The sequence below is a fragment of the Terrabacter koreensis genome (genome assembly GCF_054783315.1).
Window position 1 is genome coordinate 336,402 of the sequence record NZ_BAAGQU010000004.1, and the last position, 19,670, is coordinate 356,071.

The 19,670-nt window shown below is 72.5% G+C and carries 18 protein-coding genes and 3 tRNA genes; 6 read left to right on the plus strand and 15 right to left on the minus strand.

What is annotated here, in order from left to right:
* Window positions 1-105: 105 nt before the first annotated feature.
* A complete protein-coding gene (locus tag ACYVNR_RS04265) occupies window positions 106-1,224 on the plus strand; it encodes a PucR family transcriptional regulator (protein ID WP_461046806.1) in 1,119 nt (372 codons plus the stop codon).
* Window positions 1,225-1,305: 81 nt separating this feature from the next.
* On the opposite strand, the gene ACYVNR_RS04270 is transcribed toward ACYVNR_RS04265, so the two are convergent.
* From ACYVNR_RS04270 to ACYVNR_RS04320, 11 genes are all read right to left on the minus strand, one after another.
* A complete protein-coding gene (locus ACYVNR_RS04270) occupies window positions 1,306-2,262 on the minus strand; it encodes a D-2-hydroxyacid dehydrogenase family protein (RefSeq protein WP_461046808.1) in 957 nt (318 codons plus the stop codon).
* Window positions 2,263-2,355: 93 nt separating this feature from the next.
* Window positions 2,356-2,429, minus strand: a tRNA-Asp gene (locus ACYVNR_RS04275).
* 32 nt (window positions 2,430-2,461) lie between these two features.
* Window positions 2,462-2,534, minus strand: a tRNA-Glu gene (locus tag ACYVNR_RS04280).
* A 91-nt stretch (window positions 2,535-2,625) separates the two neighbouring features.
* Window positions 2,626-3,672 carry a PHP domain-containing protein gene (locus tag ACYVNR_RS04285; RefSeq protein ID WP_458802848.1) on the minus strand — a complete coding sequence of 349 codons (1,047 nt, stop codon included), beginning with the start codon at window positions 3,670-3,672 and terminating at the stop codon, window positions 2,626-2,628.
* A 49-nt stretch (window positions 3,673-3,721) separates the two neighbouring features.
* The gene (locus tag ACYVNR_RS04290; protein WP_461046810.1) at window positions 3,722-4,624 is read right to left on the minus strand and encodes a hypothetical protein; all 903 of its coding nucleotides are present in this window, start codon (window positions 4,622-4,624) and stop codon (window positions 3,722-3,724) included.
* Entirely contained in the window at window positions 4,621-5,124 is a 504-nt protein-coding gene (locus ACYVNR_RS04295) for a SigE family RNA polymerase sigma factor (RefSeq protein WP_458802845.1), read from the minus strand. The genes ACYVNR_RS04290 and ACYVNR_RS04295 overlap by 4 nt, the downstream gene beginning before the upstream one ends.
* Window positions 5,125-5,219: 95 nt before the next feature.
* On the minus strand, window positions 5,220-5,783 hold the full coding sequence (locus ACYVNR_RS04300; RefSeq protein ID WP_458802843.1) for an NUDIX domain-containing protein: 564 nt from the start codon (window positions 5,781-5,783) through the stop codon (window positions 5,220-5,222).
* Window positions 5,780-6,391, minus strand: coding sequence for a methylated-DNA--[protein]-cysteine S-methyltransferase (locus ACYVNR_RS04305; RefSeq protein ID WP_045190972.1), 612 nt, complete (start codon window positions 6,389-6,391; stop codon window positions 5,780-5,782). The genes ACYVNR_RS04300 and ACYVNR_RS04305 overlap by 4 nt, the downstream gene beginning before the upstream one ends.
* Window positions 6,384-6,884 carry an RNA polymerase sigma factor gene (locus ACYVNR_RS04310; RefSeq protein ID WP_461046813.1) on the minus strand — a complete coding sequence of 167 codons (501 nt, stop codon included), beginning with the start codon at window positions 6,882-6,884 and terminating at the stop codon, window positions 6,384-6,386. Before ACYVNR_RS04310 ends, ACYVNR_RS04305 begins: the two co-directional genes overlap by 8 nt.
* A gap of 85 nt (window positions 6,885-6,969) precedes the next feature.
* Window positions 6,970-7,482 carry a methylated-DNA--[protein]-cysteine S-methyltransferase gene (locus ACYVNR_RS04315; protein WP_461046814.1) on the minus strand — a complete coding sequence of 171 codons (513 nt, stop codon included), beginning with the start codon at window positions 7,480-7,482 and terminating at the stop codon, window positions 6,970-6,972.
* Window positions 7,479-8,489 carry a cation diffusion facilitator family transporter gene (locus ACYVNR_RS04320; RefSeq protein ID WP_461046816.1) on the minus strand — a complete coding sequence of 337 codons (1,011 nt, stop codon included), beginning with the start codon at window positions 8,487-8,489 and terminating at the stop codon, window positions 7,479-7,481. The genes ACYVNR_RS04315 and ACYVNR_RS04320 overlap by 4 nt, the downstream gene beginning before the upstream one ends.
* A gap of 123 nt (window positions 8,490-8,612) precedes the next feature.
* Between ACYVNR_RS04320 and ACYVNR_RS04325 the strand changes: the two genes are divergently transcribed.
* Window positions 8,613-8,807: a CsbD family protein gene (locus ACYVNR_RS04325; RefSeq protein WP_458802838.1), complete on the plus strand. Its 195-nt coding sequence runs from the start codon at window positions 8,613-8,615 to the stop codon at window positions 8,805-8,807.
* Between the two features lie 170 nt (window positions 8,808-8,977).
* Window positions 8,978-11,380, plus strand: coding sequence for a phosphoketolase family protein (locus ACYVNR_RS04330; RefSeq protein ID WP_461046818.1), 2,403 nt, complete (start codon window positions 8,978-8,980; stop codon window positions 11,378-11,380).
* Window positions 11,381-11,590: 210 nt separating this feature from the next.
* Here the strand turns inward: ACYVNR_RS04330 and ACYVNR_RS04335 are convergent.
* Window positions 11,591-11,666 (minus strand) — tRNA-Lys (locus tag ACYVNR_RS04335).
* Window positions 11,667-11,910: 244 nt separating this feature from the next.
* Here ACYVNR_RS04335 and ACYVNR_RS04340 point away from each other — a divergent pair.
* Window positions 11,911-15,897 carry a Pls/PosA family non-ribosomal peptide synthetase gene (locus ACYVNR_RS04340; protein ID WP_461046820.1) on the plus strand — a complete coding sequence of 1,329 codons (3,987 nt, stop codon included), beginning with the start codon at window positions 11,911-11,913 and terminating at the stop codon, window positions 15,895-15,897.
* Complete coding sequence (locus ACYVNR_RS04345; RefSeq protein WP_461046822.1) at window positions 15,897-17,249, plus strand: M1 family metallopeptidase; 1,353 nt, start codon at window positions 15,897-15,899, stop codon at window positions 17,247-17,249. Before ACYVNR_RS04340 ends, ACYVNR_RS04345 begins: the two co-directional genes overlap by 1 nt.
* Window positions 17,250-17,325: 76 nt before the next feature.
* On the opposite strand, the gene ACYVNR_RS04350 is transcribed toward ACYVNR_RS04345, so the two are convergent.
* On the minus strand, window positions 17,326-17,934 hold the full coding sequence (locus ACYVNR_RS04350; RefSeq protein ID WP_461046824.1) for a 4'-phosphopantetheinyl transferase family protein: 609 nt from the start codon (window positions 17,932-17,934) through the stop codon (window positions 17,326-17,328).
* Between the two features lie 61 nt (window positions 17,935-17,995).
* A complete protein-coding gene (locus tag ACYVNR_RS04355; protein ID WP_045190963.1) occupies window positions 17,996-18,280 on the minus strand; it encodes a three-helix bundle dimerization domain-containing protein in 285 nt (94 codons plus the stop codon).
* Window positions 18,281-18,350: 70 nt separating this feature from the next.
* On the opposite strand from ACYVNR_RS04355, the gene ACYVNR_RS04360 reads away from it, so the two are divergent.
* Entirely contained in the window at window positions 18,351-19,067 is a 717-nt protein-coding gene (locus tag ACYVNR_RS04360) for a hypothetical protein (protein ID WP_045190961.1), read from the plus strand.
* Between the two features lie 34 nt (window positions 19,068-19,101).
* Here the strand turns inward: ACYVNR_RS04360 and ACYVNR_RS04365 are convergent, their stop codons facing one another.
* Complete coding sequence (locus ACYVNR_RS04365) at window positions 19,102-19,620, minus strand: hypothetical protein (RefSeq protein WP_461046826.1); 519 nt, start codon at window positions 19,618-19,620, stop codon at window positions 19,102-19,104.
* Window positions 19,621-19,670 lie beyond the last annotated feature (50 nt).

The following is a 19,670-nucleotide window of genomic DNA, read 5'->3' on the forward strand; positions in this document are numbered from 1 at the left end:
CTGTTGCGAGGCAACAAATAGGAGGTGGAGTCAGTGGCGCAGACCACTTCTGATCCGCCGTGGTTGTTTCTTCCGGCCGAAGTCAGCACAGTACTGCGTCCCGTCGTGGGTGACATCGTCGAGGCGATCATCGAGGGCATACCCCGTGACGTCCCGGTCTACGCGATGCCCATGGAGGGACGCTTCGGCCAGGGCGTCCGGCAGGGCGTGACCGTCGCGCTCAACCGCTTCCTCGACCTGCCCGGCACCCACCTGCCCGCCCTCTCCGAGGACGGCAAGTGGGTCTACGAGCGCCTCGGCCGCGGCGAGGTGCGCTCGGGCCGCAGCCTCGAGTCGCTGCTCGCGGCCTACCGCTACGGCGCGCGCGTCACCTTCCGCGCGATCTCGCGCACCATCGACGTGTCGCAGCTGCCTCCCGAGACGCTGCTCGCGCTGGGTGAGTCGCTCTTCGCCTACATCGACGAGCTGTCGGCCGCGAGCGCCCAGGGCTATGCGCAGGAGCAGTCCGAGCGCGCGGGCGAGCAGCTGCGGCTGCGGGGTGAGCTGCTCGAGATGATCCTGCGCGGGGACTCGAGCGATGGCGGGGTGGGGCGCCTCGCTGCCGCTGTCGGCTGGACCCTGCCCGACGTCGTCGTCGTGGCGCTCGTGCCGTTCCCGCACGTCGACGGCCTGCGGGCTGCGCTGGGCCCTGACGGGCTCGCTGCCGAGCGCGGCACCGACGTCGTCGTCGTCTTTCCCTTCGTCAGTCGCAAGCCGCGCCGGCGCGACCTCGAGCGGGCGCTGCGTGGGCGCCGTGCGATCGTCGGGCCTGCTCGTCCGTGGCAGCAGGCGAGCGAGTCGCTGCACCTGGCGGCGTCGGCAGGTGCCCACGGTCTCGCCCCCGGTCCCGACCAGCCCGTGCGCGACACGGCCCCGGTCTGGGTCGAGGACCACCTTGCGGAGCTCGTCGTGCACGCCGAGCCGCTCGCCACCCAGGACCTCGCCCGCACCCGTCTCGCCCCCCTCGACGGGCTGCGACCGGCCGTGCGCGAGCGCCTGACCGAGACGCTGCTGGCGTGGCTGCGCCACCAGGGCCAGCGGGCGCCGATCGCGGAGGAGCTCTTCGTGCACCAGCAGACCGTGGGCTACCGGGTTGCCCAGCTCAAGGAGCTCTTCGGCGACGCGTTGGAGGACCCCGAGGTCCGGTTCGAGCTGGAGCTCGTGCTGCGCGCCGGCCACCGCTGAACCACGGGGTCACGGACCGCGGGCGCGGGCGGGGCGCGGGCGACGGCATACGCCATGGGTGTCGTCGGGAACGACCACGCGTCAGAGCAACCGGATGGGCACCCCGTCGAGGTATGCCGTCACGTCCTCGACGACGCCCGCGAAGAACGTCGCGTAGACGTCGCGCGTGACGTAGCCGAGGTGCGGCGTGAGGAGCGTGCGCGGCGCCGTGCGCAGGGGGTGGTCGGCGGGCAGGGGTTCCTCGTCGAAGACGTCGAGGCCGACGCCACCGAGATGACCCCGTTCGAGCGCCGCGAGGAGGGCCGCCTCGTCGACGATGGGGCCACGTGAGGTGTTGACGAGCAGCGCGTCGGGGCGCATGAGCGAGAGCTCGCGCTCACCCAGCAGGCCGCGGGTCCCGTCCGCGAGCGGCAGGTGCACCGACACGACGTCAGAGGACGAGAGCAGCTCGTCGAAGGGGACCGAGCGCGCCCCGGCGGCCTCGGCGCGCTCCGGGGTGAGGCTGCGGCTCCACGCGACGACGTGCATGCCGAAGGCGCGGCCGACGGCGGCGACCTGGCTGCCGATGCGCCCGAGTCCCAGCAGGCCGAGCGTGTGCCCCGCCAGGTCGCGCCCGACCGTCGTCTGCCAGCCGCCCTTGCGCATCGCCTCGGCCTCGAGCACCACGTGGCGCGAGAGCCCGAGCACGAGGGCCCAGGTCAGCTCGGCCGGAGCAGTGGCGAGGCTGTCGGTGCCGCAGACCGTGATGCCGGCCTCGGCCGCGGCTGCGGTGTTGATGCTCGGGTTGCGGCGCCCGGTGGTGACGACGAGCCGCAGGCGGGGGAGGCGGGCCAGCACCTCGCGCGTGAGCGGCGTGCGCTCGCGCATGACCACCACCGCGTCGTACGGCTCCAGCCGCGCCACCAGCACGTCGGGCTGGCTCACGTGGTCGCGGAAGACGTCGACCGCGCACGGGCCCGTCGGGTGGGCGGTCACGGGAGACCAGTCGGCGCTCGTCAGTGCCACGCCCTGGTAGTCGTCGAGCACCGCGATCCGCACGGGGCAAGCGTAGGCGGCGGTCACCGACGGCGGCGTCCGGGCCCGGAATGCGCGAAGCGCCGCTCTCGTGTGAGAGCGGCGCTTCGTGTGCTGCGACCCCGACCGGGCTCGAACCGGCGACCTCCGCCGTGACAGGGCGGCGCGCTAACCAACTGCGCTACGGGGCCTTACTGGGTGGTGCGGGTTGAACTGTACTGCGTATCCCCAACGGGATTCGAACCCGTGCTGCCGCCGTGAAAGGGCGGAGTCCTAGGCCGCTAGACGATGGGGACCGGCCCTACCTATCCGTTGGGACGTCGAAACTATAGGGGAGTTTCGGGCACCCGCCAAATCCGCCGTCAGGAGCCCCGGATCGGCCCCCGGTCAGCCCTTGGCCCACGCCCGCACGTCCTCGACCGGCCACGTCGTCACGATGCGCTCGGCAGGGATGCCGAGGCGTTCGGCGCGCTCGCACCCGAGCGACTTCATGTCGAGCTGGCCCGGGGCGTGGGCGTCGGAGTCGATGGTGAAGAGGCACCCGAGGTCGCGGGCCAGCTCGATGAGCTCGTCGGGCGGGTCGCAGCGCTCGGGGCGGGAGTTGATCTCGACGGCGACGTCGTTCTCGAGGCAGGCCGTGAAGACCTTCTCGGCGTCGAAGGCCGACGGCGGCCGCTTGCCGCGGCCGCCCGTGACGAGCTGACCGGTGCAGTGCGCGAGCACGTTGGTGCGGGGGTTGCGCACGGCGGCCACCATGCGCGGCGTCATCTCGAACGAGGGCTGCCTCAGCTTCGAGTGGATCGAGGCCGTGACGACGTCGAGCTGGTCGAGCATGTCGTCGTCCTGGTCGAGGGTGCCGTCGAGGTGGATGTCGACCTCGATGCCCTTGAGCAGCGTGAACGCGTCGCCGAGGCTCGCGTTGATCGCGTCGACGCGCGTCAGCTGGTCGGCCAGGCGCTCGCGGCTCAGGCCGTTGGCGACGGTCAGCCGGGGGGAGTGGTCGGTCAGGGCCATCCACTCCTGACCGAGCTGCACGGCGGCGAGCACCATCTCCTCGATCGGGCTGCCCCCGTCGCTCCAGTTCGAGTGGGCGTGCAGGTCGCCGCGCAGGGCGGCATACAGCTCGGCGCCCCCTGTGGTGAGCGGCTCGCCGTGCTTCTCCTCGGCGGACACGAGGTATGCCGGCAGGACGCCTCGCACTGCCTGCCCGATGATCGCCGCGCTCGAGTCGCCGATCCCCTTGATCTGCTTGAGGGTTCCGGCCTCGACGCGTTCGCGCAGCTCGTCGTCGGAGATCAGCGTGATGGCCTCGATGGTCTTGCGGAAGGCATCGATGCGATAGCTGCTCTCGCGGCCGCGCTCGAGCAGGAAGCAGATGCGCCGCAGGGCGTCGAGAGGGCTGATCGGTGCCTGCGGAGGGGTCGGCTGCTCCATGCCGTGCAGCCTAACGGCGCGGGCGGACGCCGAAACGGCCTCGCGCCGGCTAGCGCTGGAGGGGCGGGAGCGTGGAGCCGTCGGGCAGCTTGCCGGTGGGGACCGCCGTGGACGGCACGACACGGACGAGGTCGCCGTAGCGCTGGGCGAGGAGGCCGGGGGAGGAGCCCTCGTCGGCCAGGACGACCACCGTGTCGGTGCGGGCGTCGAGCGAGAGGCCGAGGACCTGGACCCCCTTGGTGCGCCACGCTTCTCGCTCGTTGCCGATCTCCTGCTGCACGCGCGCCTTCTCGGCGTAGGAGTGCTTGACGACGACGAAGTCGACGTCACCGGGCGAGGGCATCGCGCCTCGCACGAGCGACTCGAGAGTCGGGTCGTGGCGGGTCACGGTGACCACGAGGCGCGTGCCGGTGGCGTCGGCGGCATACGCCCCGGAGAAGACGTCGGGCCAGCGCGTCACGAGCTGCTGCTCGACGGTGTCGAAGGCGGCCGTCTGCGCGGTCGCGAGGGTGCCGAACCAGGTCGACGCGTCACGTTCCGGGGCGACACTGGGAGCCACCGCGGGCCCGTCGGTGCCGCCGCTCTCGCGGAGTGACTGGGGGGTGTTGCCCGAACCGTCGTCGGAGCCGCGGGCTGCACCGGTGACGTCCTTGGGAGCCTCGGCCGCCGAACCGGCGCTCGCGGTGGTCGTCGACGCCGACTGGCTGGTCACCCAGGCGGTGCCGACCGCGCCCACCACGACGAGAGCGGCGGCCGCGCCGAGCACGGTGTTGCGGCGCCGGGACGTGCGGGCCCGGCCGCGGATGAGGGCCCGCTGCACGAAGAGGTCGTCGCGTGGGGGCTCGAGGTCGTTCATGGTCGACAGCGCCTTTCGCAGCTGCAGCTCGCCCGCCTCGGGGGCGGAGCGCTGCTCCGGGGTGTCCGGGCCGAACCCGTCGTCGGTGGCACTCATGAGACGGCTCCTGCCCCGGTCAGTGGTGGCTCGGCGAGCCGGTCGCGCAGCACGGCCAGGCCGCGCGAGATCTGGCTCTTGATGGTGCCCTCTGCCACGCCGGTGCACTCGGCGATCTGGGGCACGGTGAGGTCCTCCCAGAAGCGGAGGACGAGGACGGCGCGCTGCTTCTCGGGAAGGTCCCGCAAGAGGTCGGTGAGGGTCATCGCGAGCTCGCGGTCGTGGTCGGTGGTGGGGGGCTCGGGGGCCTCGTCGGTGAGCACCTCGCGGCGCCGTTTGCGCTGGTCGTTGAGGTAGAGGTTCATCATCGTGCGTCTCGTGTAGGCGGTCTCTGCGCCGGCGGCGATGCGTGGCCAGGCCACGTAGACCCGGGCCAGCGCCTCCTGGACGAGCTCGTCGCCGTCGGCCCAGTTGCCGCAGAGCAGGTAGGCGCGCCGGCGCAGCATCGTCTGCCGCTCCTCCACGAAGGCGCGGAACGCGGCCTCGTCCCTCCGTCTCATGTGCTCCCGCTCGTCGCCGTCGGTTCGGTCAGGTCGTCACTGGTGTCGTACACCCCCTTGGACACGGGGGCACCCCGAACCGTTGCATGCACCCGTCAGGACACCCGGCCGAGCTCGAGGAGGGCGAGCATGAGCGCCGCGATCGTCTCGCCGTCGGTGATCGTGCCGTCGCGCACGAGGCCCAGCACGTCGGCAACGGGCACGGTGCGCACCTCGCGGATCCCCTCGAGCGCCCGCTCGCGCGCGCCCTCGCCCGTGTCGCCGTGAAAGCCGTGGACCGGCTCCAGGCCGGTCGCGAGGTAGACGACCTCGAAGGCGCGGCAGACGCCGTTGAGCGCGTTCATCTCCCCGACCCGGCGCCAGTCACGAGCCGTCAGGCCGGTCTCCTCGGCGAGCTCGCGGCGGGCGGCGACCAGCGGGTCCTCCCCGTCGGTGCCACCCGCCGGCACCTCGACCGAAGCGCCGACCGTGTGCCTGTCGATCGTGACGAGCACGACCTCGTCGTCGTCGGTGAGCGCGACGACGAAGACCGCGGGCCGCTGCAGCTCGACCACGCCGTAGATGCCCTCGCTGCCGTCGGGGCGGGTCACAGCGTCCTCCCGGACGCGGATCCAGGCGTTCTCGTAGACGAGGCGGGTGTCGCGGACGGGCCAGCTCACCGCGGCCCTCGCTCGAGGCCGAGGAGCAGCTCCTTGGCGGGCAGGCCGCCGAGGTAGCCCCCGAGAGAGCCGTCGGAGCGCACGACCCGGTGGCACGGGACGACGATCGGGAGCGGGTTGGTCGCGCACGCCGACCCCACGGCGCGGACCGCGCGCGGGCTGCCGGACGCCACGGCGACTTGGCCGTAGCTCTCGGTGGTCCCGTAGGGAATCTCCTTGAGGTGCTGGAGCACCGACAGCCTGAAGCCGTGGGCGAGTCGCAGGTCGATCGGCACGTCGAAGTCGCGTCGTGCGCCCGCGAAGTAGTCGTCGAGCTCTCGGGCGAGGGGGTCGAGGCGGTGACCGCCGCGGAGGATCCGCGAGCCGACCGTGGTGCCGAGCGACTCGAGCACACGGTCGTGGTCCTCGACGGCGAACGCGACGCGAACGACCCCGGCCTCCGTGGCCGCGAGCAGGAGGGCGCCGACGGGGGAGTCGACGACGCGGTAGGTCGCGTCGACGGACGACTCGGTGGTGGCGCGGTCGACCAGTGCGGCGTGGAGGGCCGCGAGGTGATCGGCCTCGTCGTTCGTGCCACTCTCGAGGAGCTGGATCGTGTGGTCAGACATGGAGGCTCACCCTTCCTTCGGGTGCGTAGGTGGACCGGAGCCGGGCGATGCCGTCGGCGGCGGCGCGGCGTGCCGCCGCGGGCGTGCCGCCGACGATGCGGGCGACTTCGGGGTGGGGCAGCCCGGCCACGTGGTGGTAGGCCACGCAGAGACGCTGCTTGTCGGGCAGGGCGGCCAGCGCGGCCCAGAGGCCACCGTCGGGCAGGGCCTCCTCGGACTGGTCGCGGTGTGGGGCGGGGGCATCGGGAACCAGCGCCACCGGGACCGCGTGACGTGCCCTCGCGCGGGCGACGTCGACGGCCTTGCGGTGAGCGATGGTGACGAGCCACGCCCGGACGTTCGCGTCCTCGGGCAGGTCGGGCCAGGCGCGCAGGGCCGAGAGGAAGGTCTCGGACCACGCGTCGTCGGCCTCGTCGGGCCCCAGGACGGAGCGGCACACGCGCAGCACCACGGCACCGTGCTCGGTGACGGCCTGCTCGAACGGTCGCTTCATGTCCTGTAGACGCTCCGACCTGCGGAAGTGTGAGGTCCCAGTGTGGCGGACGCGGACGAGCAGCCTCGGGAGCGGCCGGCGACCCTCAGAAGAGGCGACCCACCTCGGCGGCAGCGGGCTCCTCGAGCGCGAGGAGGAAGCGCTTGCGTTCGAGCCCACCGGCATACCCGACCAGGGATCCGTCGGCCCCGATGACGCGATGGCACGGCACGACGACGGCGATCGGGTTGCGCCCGTTGGCGGTGCCGACAGCCTGCGCGAGGTTGCGGTCGCCGAGGGCCCGGGCGAGGTCGCCGTAGCTGCGGGTCTCGCCGTAGGGGATCTCGCGCAGCAGCGCCCACACGCGCTGGTGGAAGTCGTCGCCCTGCGGCGCGAGCGGTAGGTCGAAGTCGGTCAGCGCGCCCGTGAAGTAGGCGGCCAGCTGCACCGACGCGGCGGCAAAGGGCTCGTCGGTGACGTCGCCCGGCTCGCCCAGGACGGCGGGGTCCTTGGGACGGTACTTCGCGGCATCCATGAGCAGGTGCGTGAGCGCCCCGTCCTCGGCGACGACGGTGAGGTCACCGATCGGCGAGGGCAGGACGACGTGCACGCGGCTCATGCGTCGTCGTCGCCGTTCCCGGCGCCGCCGTGGGCCGCCACGATGTCGGCGTGGGTGGGCACCGGGAACTCGGCGGCGTAGTCGCCGTAGGCGCGGGGGTCCTCGGTGGGCTCGAGGTGACAGGTCAGGGCGAGGTCGCCGAACTCGCGGTGCACGGCCTCCTCGACCTCCTCCACGAGGTCGTGGCCACGCTGGACGGTCCACGCCCCCGGCACGAGCACGTGCACCTCCGCGAAGCGGTGGTGTCCGGAGAGGCGCGTGCGCAGCGCGTGGAAGTGGACCTCGCGGGTGACGAAGCGCGAGAGGATCTCGGCGATCGCGGCGTTGTCCTCCTTGGGCATGGCGATGTCCATGAGGCCCTCGGTGGACTCGCGGACGAGCTTCCAGCCGGTCCAGATGATGTTGAGGCCCACGAGGAAGGCGACGACCGGGTCGAGGCGCTCGATGCCGGTGAGCGCGACGACGAGGACGCCGACGACCACTCCCGCGGACGTCCACACGTCGGTCATGAGGTGCTTGCCGTCGGCGGTGAGGGTGAGGGAGCGGTGCTGGCGCCCCGCCCGGAGCAGCACCATCGCCACGGCCCCGTTGACGAGCGACGCCACGACCGAGATGGCGAGGCCGAGGCCGACGTTCTCGATGGGTTGAGGCCGGATGAAGCGCTCGACGGCACTGACCACGATGACCACCGCGGCGACGAAGATCATCATCCCCTCGACGGCCGCCGAGAAGTACTCGGCCTTGGTGTGGCCGAAGTGGTGGTTCTTGTCGGCCGGCATGGCGGCGACCTTGAGCGCGATGAGCACCGCGACGGCCGCGACGAGGTTGACGACCGACTCGGCGGCGTCGGAGAGGAGACCGACCGAGCCGGTGATGCGCCAGGCGACGAACTTCAGGGTGATCGTCACGACCGCCGCCGCGATCGAGAGGTAGGCGAAGCGGCTCAGGTCGCGCGTCTGCTGCAGGCGGCCCGCACCCTCGGACGCAGGCGTGGGAGAGGTTGACACACCCCCAGTGTCGCAAAGGGCACCGACGACGGTCGGCGCCGGCCCGTACGTGGACGGGTGGTGAGGATGGTGGCGGAGCGGGTAGGGGCAGAGGTATCCGATCGTTGGCGAAAGGAGCCCGACATGGGTGTTGAGGACAAGGCCAGGAACATGGGCGAGGACCTCAAGGGCAAGGCCAAGGAAGCCGCCGGAAAGGTCACCGACAACGAGCGACTCGAGGCCGAGGGCGAGCGTGACCAGGCCTCGGCGGACCTCAAGCAGCGGGGTGAGCAGCTCAAGGACGCGGGCAAGGACGTCAAGGACGCCCTCGACCGCTGATCTTCCGGAGTGGGGTGGGCCGGTCTCTTCACGGGGGACCGGCCCACTGCTGTCCCGTGGGCGTATGCCGCCCGGCTGGGGTGCCGGGGCGTTCGTCCCCTTGCCAGCACGCCCGGGTTCCGTGAGTCTCGACGGGACGAACGTTTCCGCTCACTCGAGAGGCGCCAGACGTGACGACCCCGACGACGCATCAGACGACCGTTCCGGCTCCCACCGCCGAGGAGATCGCGGCGATGGACGCCTGGTGGCGGGCCAACAACTACCTCACCATCGGCCAGATCTACCTGCAGGACAACGCGCTGCTGCGAGAGCCCCTGCGGCCAGAGCACATCAAGCCGCGGCTGCTCGGCCACTGGGGCACGAGCCCCGGCCTCTCGTTCGTCTACACACACCTGTCGCGGGTCATCCGGCACACGGGTCAGCAGACGATCTACCTCACCGGCCCGGGGCACGGCGGTCCCGCCCTGGTCGCCGCCGGCTACCTCGAGGGCACGTACTCCGAGACCTACCCGAAGGTGACGTGCGACGCGGAAGGAGTCAGGCGGCTCTTCCGTCAGTTCTCCGCGCCCGGCGGCATCCCGAGCCACGTCTCGGTGACCACCCCGGGATCCATCCACGAGGGCGGCGAGCTGGGCTACGTCCTGATGCACGCCTTCGGTGCCGTCATGGACAACCCCGACCTGCTGGCGCTCGCAGTCGTCGGCGACGGGGAGGCCGAGACCGGCCCCCTCGAGGGTTCGTGGAAGGGCATCTCGTTCCTCAACCCCCGCCGCGACGGCGCGGTGCTCCCGGTGCTGCACCTCAACGGCGCCAAGATCGCCGGGCCCACCGTGCTCGGCCGCAAGGACCCCGCCGAGGTCCGTGCCCTGCTGGAGGGGCACGGCTACGAGGTGCTCGAGGTCGAGGGTGACGACCTGCCCGGCATGCACGAACGGTTCGCCGGGACGCTCGCGACGGCATACGGCCGGATCAAGGACATCCAGGCCGAGGCGCGGGCCGACGGGTGGGTCATGACGCGGCGGCCTCGCTGGCCGCTCATCATCCTGCGCACCCCCAAGGGCTGGACCGGGCCCGCCGAGGTCGACGGCGTCAGGGTGACCGGCACGTGGCGCTCGCACCAGGTGCCGCTGTCGGGCGTCAAGGACAACCCCGAGCACCTCGCCCAGCTCGAGTCGTGGATGCGTTCCTACCGACCCGAGGAGCTGTTCGACGACTCGGGTGCACCGAGCGCGACTGTGCTGCAAGCGAACCCGGAAGGAGATCTGCGCATGAGCGCATCGCCGCACGCGAACGGCGGAGTGCTCACGAAGGACCTCGACATCCCCGACTTCCGCGACTTCGCCCGCGACGTGCCCGCGCCCGCGACCGTGCGGGAGGAGTCGACGAGGGCGATCGGCGAGCTGATGCGCGAACTCTACGTGCGCAACCCGACGACCTTCCGGCTCTTCAGCCCCGACGAGACGAACAGCAACCGGGTCGGCGCGGTCTTCGACGTCTCCGACCGCATGACGGCCGAGCGGGTCACCGACGACGATGTGCAGCTCTCGCACGAGGGTCGGGTCATGGAGGTGCTCTCGGAGCACAACTGCCACGGCTGGCTCGAGGGCTACAACCTGACCGGCCGGCACGGGCTCTTCGCGACCTACGAGGCCTTCGCGATGGTGAGTGCCTCGATGACGGTGCAGCACTGCAAGTGGCTGCAGGAGGCCAACCGGCTCGACTGGCGGGCCAAGGTGCCCAGCCTCAACATCCTGCTGACGTCGACGGCGTGGCGCAACGACCACAACGGCTTCTCGCACCAGGGCCCGGGTCTCATCCAGACCGTGCTCAACGCCAAGGGTGACGTGTCGCGCATCTACCTGCCGCCGGACGCCAACTGCCTTCTCTCCGTGGCGGATCACTGCTTCAGGTCGAAGAACTACGTCAACCTGGTCGTCATCGACAAGCAGCCGCAGCCCCAGTGGCTGACCATCGACGAGGCCGTCGATCACTGCGCGCGCGGCGCAGGCACCTGGGACTGGGCCGGCAACGACGACGGCGACCGCGACCCCGACGTCGTGCTCGCCTGCGCAGGAGACGTCGTCACCATGGAGGTCGTCGCGGCTGCGCAGATCCTCCGGGAACGCTTGCCGCAGCTACGGGTTCGCGTCGTCAACGTCGTGGACCTCATGAGTCTCGCGCGACCTCGCAGCCACCCGCACGGCATGGACGACGTGCGCTTCGGCGAGCTGTTCACCGACCACGTCGACGTCGTGTTCGCGTTCCACGGCTACCACGGCGCGATCCACCAGCTCGTCCACGGCCGGCCAGACGCGGACCGCTTCCACGTGCGCGGCTTCAGCGAGGAGGGCACGACGACGACGCCCTTCGACATGGTGGTGCGCAACGAGGTCGACCGCTACCACCTGGTCATGGACGCCATCAACAACGCGGGGCGCCAGGTGAGGGGCTCCAGCGAGGTCAAGGAGTGGTGCGAGTCGCAGCTGGCCGAGCACGCGGCATACATCGTCGAGAACCTCGAGGACATGCCCGAAGTGCGGGACTGGGTGATGACGACGGTCGTCGAGGACTGAGCCCAACTGCAGCTCCGCGTGCCGCCGTGAGCCGCCCCGTCGTGTGCCTTCCCCGTCACGGCCGCGAACAGCGTCTTGCCCCTGTGTCACCGGCGACCCCTGCGTCACCGGTCTCGACGCAGGCACCACCCCTTCCGGCAGAGGTGCGGCTTGCCGTCAGGGATGCACGGTGCACCGCGCACTCCTGGCGTGAGCGCGCACCGCGAGCGGTGGTGGGCCCCGTCGGGCTCGAACCGACGACCGGCGGATTAAAAGTCCGATGCTCTACCGACTGAGCTAGAGGCCCGGGGCGGCGCTGCTGGCCGCCCGGCCAGTATGCCGCAGCCGCGTGCGTCCGGCCGCACCGCGTCGACCAGGCGCGTGGGCCCACCCGACGGGGTACGCGGTCCCGGCGGGTCGGGTGGGCCGCCGCGAGACGGATCGGGGAACCGTGAAACCGGCACGGGGCAGCACACCGTGCGTTCACCCGGCGGCGATACGTTCACCGTGAGGCCCGGTGTCGCCCGGGCGTCGACCTCGGAGGAGAACGCGTGTTGGACCCCTTGCTGGCCGGTGGCCGTGCTGCCCCGCCGCGCACCCTGGTGGACGTGCTGGCCGACGTCACGGCGCGGCACCCCGACGCCCCCGCCCTCGACGACACCCACACCGTGCTCACCTACGCCCAGCTGACCGGACAGGCGGTGCGGATGGCTGCCGACCTGGTCGCCGCGGGCGTACGCCGGGGCGACCGGGTCGGGGTGAGAGTGCCCTCGGGGACGACCGACCTCTACGTCGCCATCCTCGGCATCCTCCATGCGGGTGCGGCCTATGTCCCGGTCGATGTCGACGACCCGCAGGAGCGCGCCGACCTCGTCTTCTCGGAGGCGGCCGTCGCGGCTGTCGTCGGCGCCCGCCGCCAGATCTCGGTGCCGGGGGCGAAGGGACGTCGCCCCGTGGCGAGGTCGCCATTGGCCGAGCGGCCCACCCCTTCGCCCGGCTCCGCGGGCGCCGAGACGGCCCGACCTGCTTCCGCCCTGCCGGAGGTGGCCGTCGACGACGACGCGTGGGTCATCTTCACGTCCGGGTCGACCGGCGTGCCCAAGGGCGTCGCCGTGTCGCACCGCTCTGCGGCGGCCTTCGTCGACGCTGAGTCGCGGATGTTCCTGCAGGACAACCCGATCGGACCCGGTGACCGCGTGCTCGCCGGTCTCTCTGTCGCCTTCGACGCGTCGTGCGAGGAGATGTGGCTGGCGTGGGCCCACGGCGCCTGCCTGGTGCCTGCGCCCCGCAGCCTCGTCCGCACCGGCATGGACCTCGGCCCGTGGCTCGTGGCGCAGGACGTGACGATCGTGTCGACGGTCCCCACCCTGGCGGCGCTGTGGCCGGCTGAGGCGCTCGAGCCCGTGCGCCTGCTCATCTTCGGCGGGGAGGCGTGCCCGCCCGACCTGGCCGCGCGCCTCGTCGCCCCGGACCGCGAGGTCTGGAACACCTACGGACCGACGGAGGCGACCGTCGTCGCGTGCGGCGCCCGGCTCGACGGCAGCGCACCGATCCGCATCGGTCTGCCGCTCGATGGGTGGGATCTCGCCGTCGTCGGCCCGGACGAGCAGCCGGTGCCGCCGGGGGAGACCGGGCAGCTGATCATCGGCGGCGTCGGGCTGGCGCGCTACCTCGACCCGGCCAAGGACGCCGAGAAGTACGCGCCGATGCCCACCCTCGGGTGGGAGCGGGCGTACCGGTCGGGCGACCTCGTCGTCAACGATCCCGAGGGGCTGGTGTTCGTCGGCCGGGCCGACGAGCAGGTCAAGCTCGGCGGCCGGCGGATCGAGCTCGGTGAGGTCGATGCGGCGCTGCAGGGGCTGCCCGGGGTGACCGGCGCCGCCGCGGCGGTCAAGACGACCACGGCCGGAACGCAGGTGCTCGTCGGCTACGTCGTCCCCGAGGCTCCCGACGCGTTCGACCGCACCGACGCGCTCGCCCGGCTGCACGAGGAGCTGCCGGCGGCGCTCGTTCCGGTGCTCGCCGTGACGGACGACCTGCCCACCCGCACCTCCGGGAAGGTCGACCGTGCAGCGCTGCCGTGGCCCCTGCCGGGCGCCGCCGACGACGACGAGCCCAGCCCCCTCACGGGCACGGCGGCGTGGCTGGCGAGCAACTGGGCCGCCGTGCTCGGCACCGACGTGCGCTCGGAGGACGCCGACTTCTTCGACCACGGTGGCGGCAGCCTCTCGTCGGCACAGCTCGTCTCCATCGTGCGAAAGCGCTACCCGACCGTCACCGTCGCCGACATCCACGCCCACCCACGTCTCGGCGCGCAGGCCGAGCTGCTCGAGACCATGGTCCCGGCGGACGGCTCGGGCGGCGGCCGCACCGTGCGCCGCATCCCCCGGCGCAGCCAGCTCGTGCAGATCCTCGTCTCCGTCGTGCTGCTCACCGTGAAGGGACTCCAGTGGCTCGTGGCGCTCGCGACCCTCACCGAGCTCGGTCGCCTCGCCGGACTCGTGCTGTGGTCGGTGCCCGTGTCGTGGTGGGTCCTCGCCGTCGGCTGGCTGGCGTTCATCACGCCGCTCGGGCGGATGGGCCTCTCGGCGCTGGCCGCCCGGGTGCTGCTCGCCGGCCTCAAGCCGGGCACCTACCCGCGCGGCGGCGTCGTGCAGACGCGGCTCTGGGCCGCCGAGCGGTTCGCCGACGCGATGGGCGCCATCACGATGGCCGGTGCGCCGTGGATTGTCTACTACGCAAGGCTGCTCGGCGCCTCCATCGGCCCCGGCGTCGACCTGCACTCGGTGCCGCCGGTCACCGGCATGCTCACCATCGGCGCGGGCGCGAGCATCGAGCCCGAGGTCGACCTCTCCGGCTACTGGATCGACGGGGACCTGCTGCACGTCGGGCCGGTCCACATCGGTCGCGACGCCGTCGTCGGCGCGCGCAGCACCATCGGCCCGGACGTCCACATCGGCCGCGACGCCGTGGTCGAGGCCGGCTCCACCGTGCTCCGCTCGGTGCGGCCCGGGCGCGTCGTCGCGGGCTCCCCGGCGGAGCGCGTTGACCGACCGAGCCACACCGCGTGGCCCGCCGAGCGACCACCCAACGCGCCGGCCTGGGTCGCCGTCTACGGCCTGTCGGGCGGGCTCCTCTCGATCCTGCCGTTCCTGGCCCTGCTGCCCGGCGTCGTGCTCGTCGGGGGAGCGGTCGCCCGGGCGCGCACGGGCACGGAGGCGGCCGCGGCGGCATACGCGGCCGTGCCCGTCGTGACCGTGCTGGGACTCCTCGGGCTGGCGCTGCTCACCGTCGTGCTCGTCCGCCTGCTCGGGCTGGGCCTGCGCGAGGGCTGCTACCCCGTGCGCAGCCGCGTCGGCTGGCAGGTCTGGTCCACCGAGCGGCTGCTCGACCAGGCCCGCACACTCCTCTTCCCGATCTACGCGAGCCTCGTCACCCCGACGTGGCTGCGGCTGCTGGGAGCCCGCGTCGGGCGTGACGTCGAGGCGTCGACGGTGCTCCTGCTGCCCTCGATGACGACGGTCGCCGACGGAGCCTTCCTCGCCGACGACACGATGGTCGCCGGCTACGAGCTCGCCCACGGGTGGGTGCGCATCGGCCCGGCGAAGATCGGCAAGCGGGCCTTCCTCGGCAACAGCGGCATGGCGGCACCCGGCCGGCGCGTGCCCAAGCACGGCCTCGTCGCCGTGCTCTCGGCCGCACCCCAGAAGTCCAAGGCGGGGTCGAGCTGGCTCGGCAGCCCACCCGTGCGCCTGCGCCGGCCCCCGCAGGGCTCCGATGACGAGCGCACGTTCGCTCCACCGTTGAGGCTCAAGGTGTTTCGCGGACTGGTCGAGCTGTGCCGCATCGTCCCCGTCATGGTCACCGTCGCCATCGCGGTCACCGTCCTCGCCGCCCTGGGGTGGCTCACGTCGAAGGTCGGGCTGGCCGGTACGGCCGCCCTCGGCGGGGTCGTGCTCGCCGCGGCCGGCGCCGTCGCCGCTGCCGTCACGACCCTGGCGAAGTGGGTCGTCGTCGGGCGCATCGGCGCCGTGGAGCACCCGCTGTGGAGCCCGTTCGTGTGGCGCAACGAGGTGGTCGACACCTTCGTCGAGATGGTGGCCGGCCCGTGGTTCGCGTGGACGGCGACCGGCACCCCGGCCATCAACGTGTGGCTGCGCACCCTCGGCGCCACGATCGGGCACGGCGTCTGGTGCGAGACGTACTGGCTGCCCGAGGCCGACCTCGTGACCCTCGGTGAGGGCGCCACGGTCAACCGCGGCTGCGTCCTCCAGACCCACCTCTTCCATGATCGAATCATGAGCATGGACACGGTCACGCTCGAGGACTGCGCCACGCTCGGCCCCAACGGGGTCATCCTCCCCGCAGCGACCATCGGGAGCGGCGCCACCGTCGGCCCCGGGTCGCTCGTGCTGCGTGGCGAAGCCGTCCCCGACGGCACGCGCTGGACCGGCAACCCGATCGCGCCGTGGACGGGAGCGACGGGAGCCTCGGCCCCGCAGGGACAGCCGGCCGGCACCGCCGGGAGCCTCGCCTGATGGGTGGTGGCGTCACCCACGAGGCCCGCGCGCTCGCCGACCCCTACACGCCCGACCGGGGCGACCCGGCATACGTGGTCACCCACTACGACCTCGACCTCGACTACAAGGTCTCGAGCAACCGGCTGTCCGGCCGGGCGGTGCTCGACGTCCGCGTGGCCCGCGACACCCGACGCCTGGTCGTCGACCTCGTCGGACTGCGCGTCAGCAAGGTCTCCGTCGGCGGCGCCCCCGCTCGCTGGGCGCACCGCGGAGCCCGCCTCGTCGTGACCCCCGCCTCCCCGCTGACGCGCGGAGAGCGCACGCAGGTCGCGATCACGTATGCCGGCACGCCCGGTCCCGTGTCGACGCGCTGGGGCGACGTCGGCTGGGAGGAGCTCACCGAGGGCGCGCTCGTGGCCGCCCAGCCGAACGGGGCGCCGACCTGGTTCCCCTGCAACGACCACCCACGGCACAAGGCGACCTACCGCCTGTCGTTCGAGTGCGACTCGCCCTTCGACGTGGTCGCGACCGGCGCCCTGGTCTCGACCCGGGTGCGCGGCAGCCGCACCCGACGGGTCTTCGTGCAGGACGTGCCGATGGCCACCTACCTCGCCACCGTGCACGTCGGCCGCTACGTGCACCGTGAGCTCGGCCCGGCAGTCGTGCCGGTGAGGGTCGCGATGCCGGCCGCGTGCGAACGGCCGGTGATGCACGACCTCGGCCGGCTGCCCCGGATGACGTTCCACTTCGGTGAGCTCTTCGGTGACTACCCGTTCGACGACTACACCGTCGTCGTCACGGCGGACGACCTCGAGATCCCGCTCGAGGCGCACGCGCTCGCGACGTTCGGCCCGAACTGGCTCGACGGCAACCGTCGACACGAGCGGCTCGTGGCCCACGAGCTCGCCCACCAGTGGTTCGGCAACAGCCTGACGACCGCCACGTGGGCCGACATCTGGCTCAACGAGGGTTTCGCCTGCTACGCCGAGTGGCTCTGGGCCGAGCACGCCGACGGTGTGTCCGCCCACCTCAACGCCACGACGCACTGGGCGCGGCTGCTGCGACTGCCGCAGGACCTCGTCCTGGCCGATCCGGGGCCCGACCTGATGTTCGACGACCGCGTGTACAAGCGCGGAGCCCTGACCCTGCACGCGTTGCGGAGACGACTCGGTGACGGGGTCTTCTTCGCCCTGGTGCGCGACTGGGTGGCGACGTATCGGCACGGGTCGGTGACCACGGAGGACTTCGTCGCGCTCGCCGAGGCGCACGCCTCGAGGGGCCTCGGTGACGACGGACGCGACGAGGTGCGGCGACTCCTCGAGGCGTGGCTGTGGACCGAGCCGCTGCCTCCGCTGGACGCGCGGCCCTGACGCCTGCGGCCTCGGGTCGCCGGGGACCAGTGCTCGTTCGGGGACAGTGCTCCTTCGGTATTGCCGCTCGTCCGGGTCAGTGCCGGCGCACCACGAGGGGCGCGCCGCTGCCGACCAGCGCGACCGCCACCGCGTGTCCGGCCGGATCGGGCTCTGGCCGCACGTCGACGAGCGTGACGGGCGGCAGCCCGGCGACGACCTCGCCCGCCTGCCCCTCGGTCGGGGTGCGCATGCTCGCCGGGTCGACCCGCAGCCCCACCCCCAGAGCCTTGAGCGCTGCCTCCTTGCGCACCCAGGCGACCGCACCGTCGGGCGACACCGCCACTGCGCCGGTGGCCCGTTCCCCGGGATGGAGCGCGACCTCGGCGAACCCGTCGAACGAGGCCGCCTGTCGCCGCTCGACGTCGACGCCGACCGGGCCGGAGCGCGACACCGCGAGCGCGACGAGGTCGGGCGTGCGGCTCAGGGAGAGGTGCAGTGCGGGGTCGTCGAGCAGGCGCGGTCGACCGTGTGGCGCGCCGCAGGTGGCGCACGTCCGGTCGAACCGGAGCGACGAAGGCTCGCGGCCCAGCAGGCGCCCGATCTCGTTGCGTGCCAGAGCATGCGCTGCGGCATACGACCGGGCGCTCTCGACGTGCCTGAAGCGCTGCCAGCGCTGGAGCTCCACCACGTCGAGTACGTCCACGTCGGGCGCCTCGCCGCGCGTGGCGGCGTCAGGTGCGCGGAGCCAGAGGTCGACGCGGGCCTCAGTCCGCGGACTGACCATGCGGGTCCGTGGTCGCGGGCGCCGGCGGCGCCCCCGGGTCGATGTCGCGCAGGGTGTCGTTGTCACCCTCCCGGGCGGCGAAGGCGAGACGGTCGCGGGCGGCGTGCTCGACCAGCACGGGCACGAAGTCGCGCACCCGTCCGGTGAGCTTCGAGTGCGAGAGACGCACGGCCGCCTCGACCACCTCGGAGTCGAGGTCGGGGAAGCGCGCCTGCAGACGCGCCTGCACGTCGGCCAGGGCCCTCATCTCGTCCGTGCGGTCCACGGTCCAAGGATGAGGTCGCTCCTCGGCGCGCGCAAGCCTCGGTCCATGGTTGCCGGGCTACCTTGAGCGCATGCCTCGCACCCCGTCCCGTCACCGCCGGGAGCCGCGGTCGAGCCGCGGCGAGAACCGGCTCCCGCCTGCCGCTGCAGTGGTCGTGGCAGCCGTCGCGTATGCCGGCCTGCCGGAGTCGCTGCTCGTCGGCCCTCGCTTGGCGATCCCCGTCGTCGAGATCGCACTGCTCGCAGCGCTGCTCGTGACCAACCCGCGACGGCTCGTGCGCCAGACCCGTTGGTCGAGGGCGGTGTCGATCGTGCTGGCGTGCCTCGTGATCGCGACGAACCTCGTGGCTCTCGGCATGCTCGTCGCGTCGCTCTCCGCCTCCGACCGCGGCGGGATGCCGCTGCTCGTGGCGGGGATGCAGGTGTGGCTGACCAACGTCATCGGGTTCGGGCTGCTCTTCTGGGAGATCGACCGCGGTGGACCGGTGGCCCGACAGACCGTGACCCGCGATCGGCTCCCGCCCGCGGACTGGCGCTTCTCGCAGGACGAGAACCAGGACGCGGTGCGTGAGGTTGCGGCCGGGTCGAGCATCAGCACCAACTGGCGCCCCCACTTCGTGGACTACCTCTACGTCTCGCTGACGAACTCCAGCGCGTTCAGCCCGACCGACACGATGCCGCTCTCGCCGCGGGCCAAGTGCCTCATGGGGCTCGAGGCGACGGCAGCCCTGCTCACGTCGCTGCTCGTCGTCGCCAGGGCGGTCGGGGCGCTCGGTTCCGGCGGCTGAAAGGCGGTCGGCGCGGCCGGTCTCCTCTGCCGCTTCAGCCCGCGCGCCCGCGGACCCAGTCCTCGAGCGTGGCCTCGTCGTCGTCCACCACGAGCGCCCACACGAGGACGGTCGCTGCGAACCGGCCCAGCGGCGCCTGGGACGCCACCTCGTCGCGTACGGCAGCGATGCCCGCAGCGTCGGCCGGTCGGCGGAAGCGAAGCCGCGGGGAGTCGAGCACCAGGGCGCGGGCGGCGCTCGGCAGCTCGTCGACGGTCGCGGGCCGTGACCGGGCGGCCTTGCGGCGCAGGCCGACTGCACGCCAGCGGATGATGCCGCCGACGCACACGCCTGCGGCTGCTGCCGTGAGGACGACGGCGGCGCCAAGAGCCATGTCGTTCTGCCTGAGCGGCCAGCGCGTGGCCACCGCCCCGGCGAGCGCGCCGAGGAGGAGCGCGACGCCGAAGGGCCACGCGAGCCGCCACCAGGCGCCGTCGCGCTCCAGCCGTCGCTGCTCGTAGAAGCGCGAGGCCCACTCACGCACGGCGAACACCGGGAAGTCGTTGGGGCGCAAGGGATCCTGCGTCGGTCTTGGCTGCTGTCCCGTCTTGCGCGGTGCCCTGT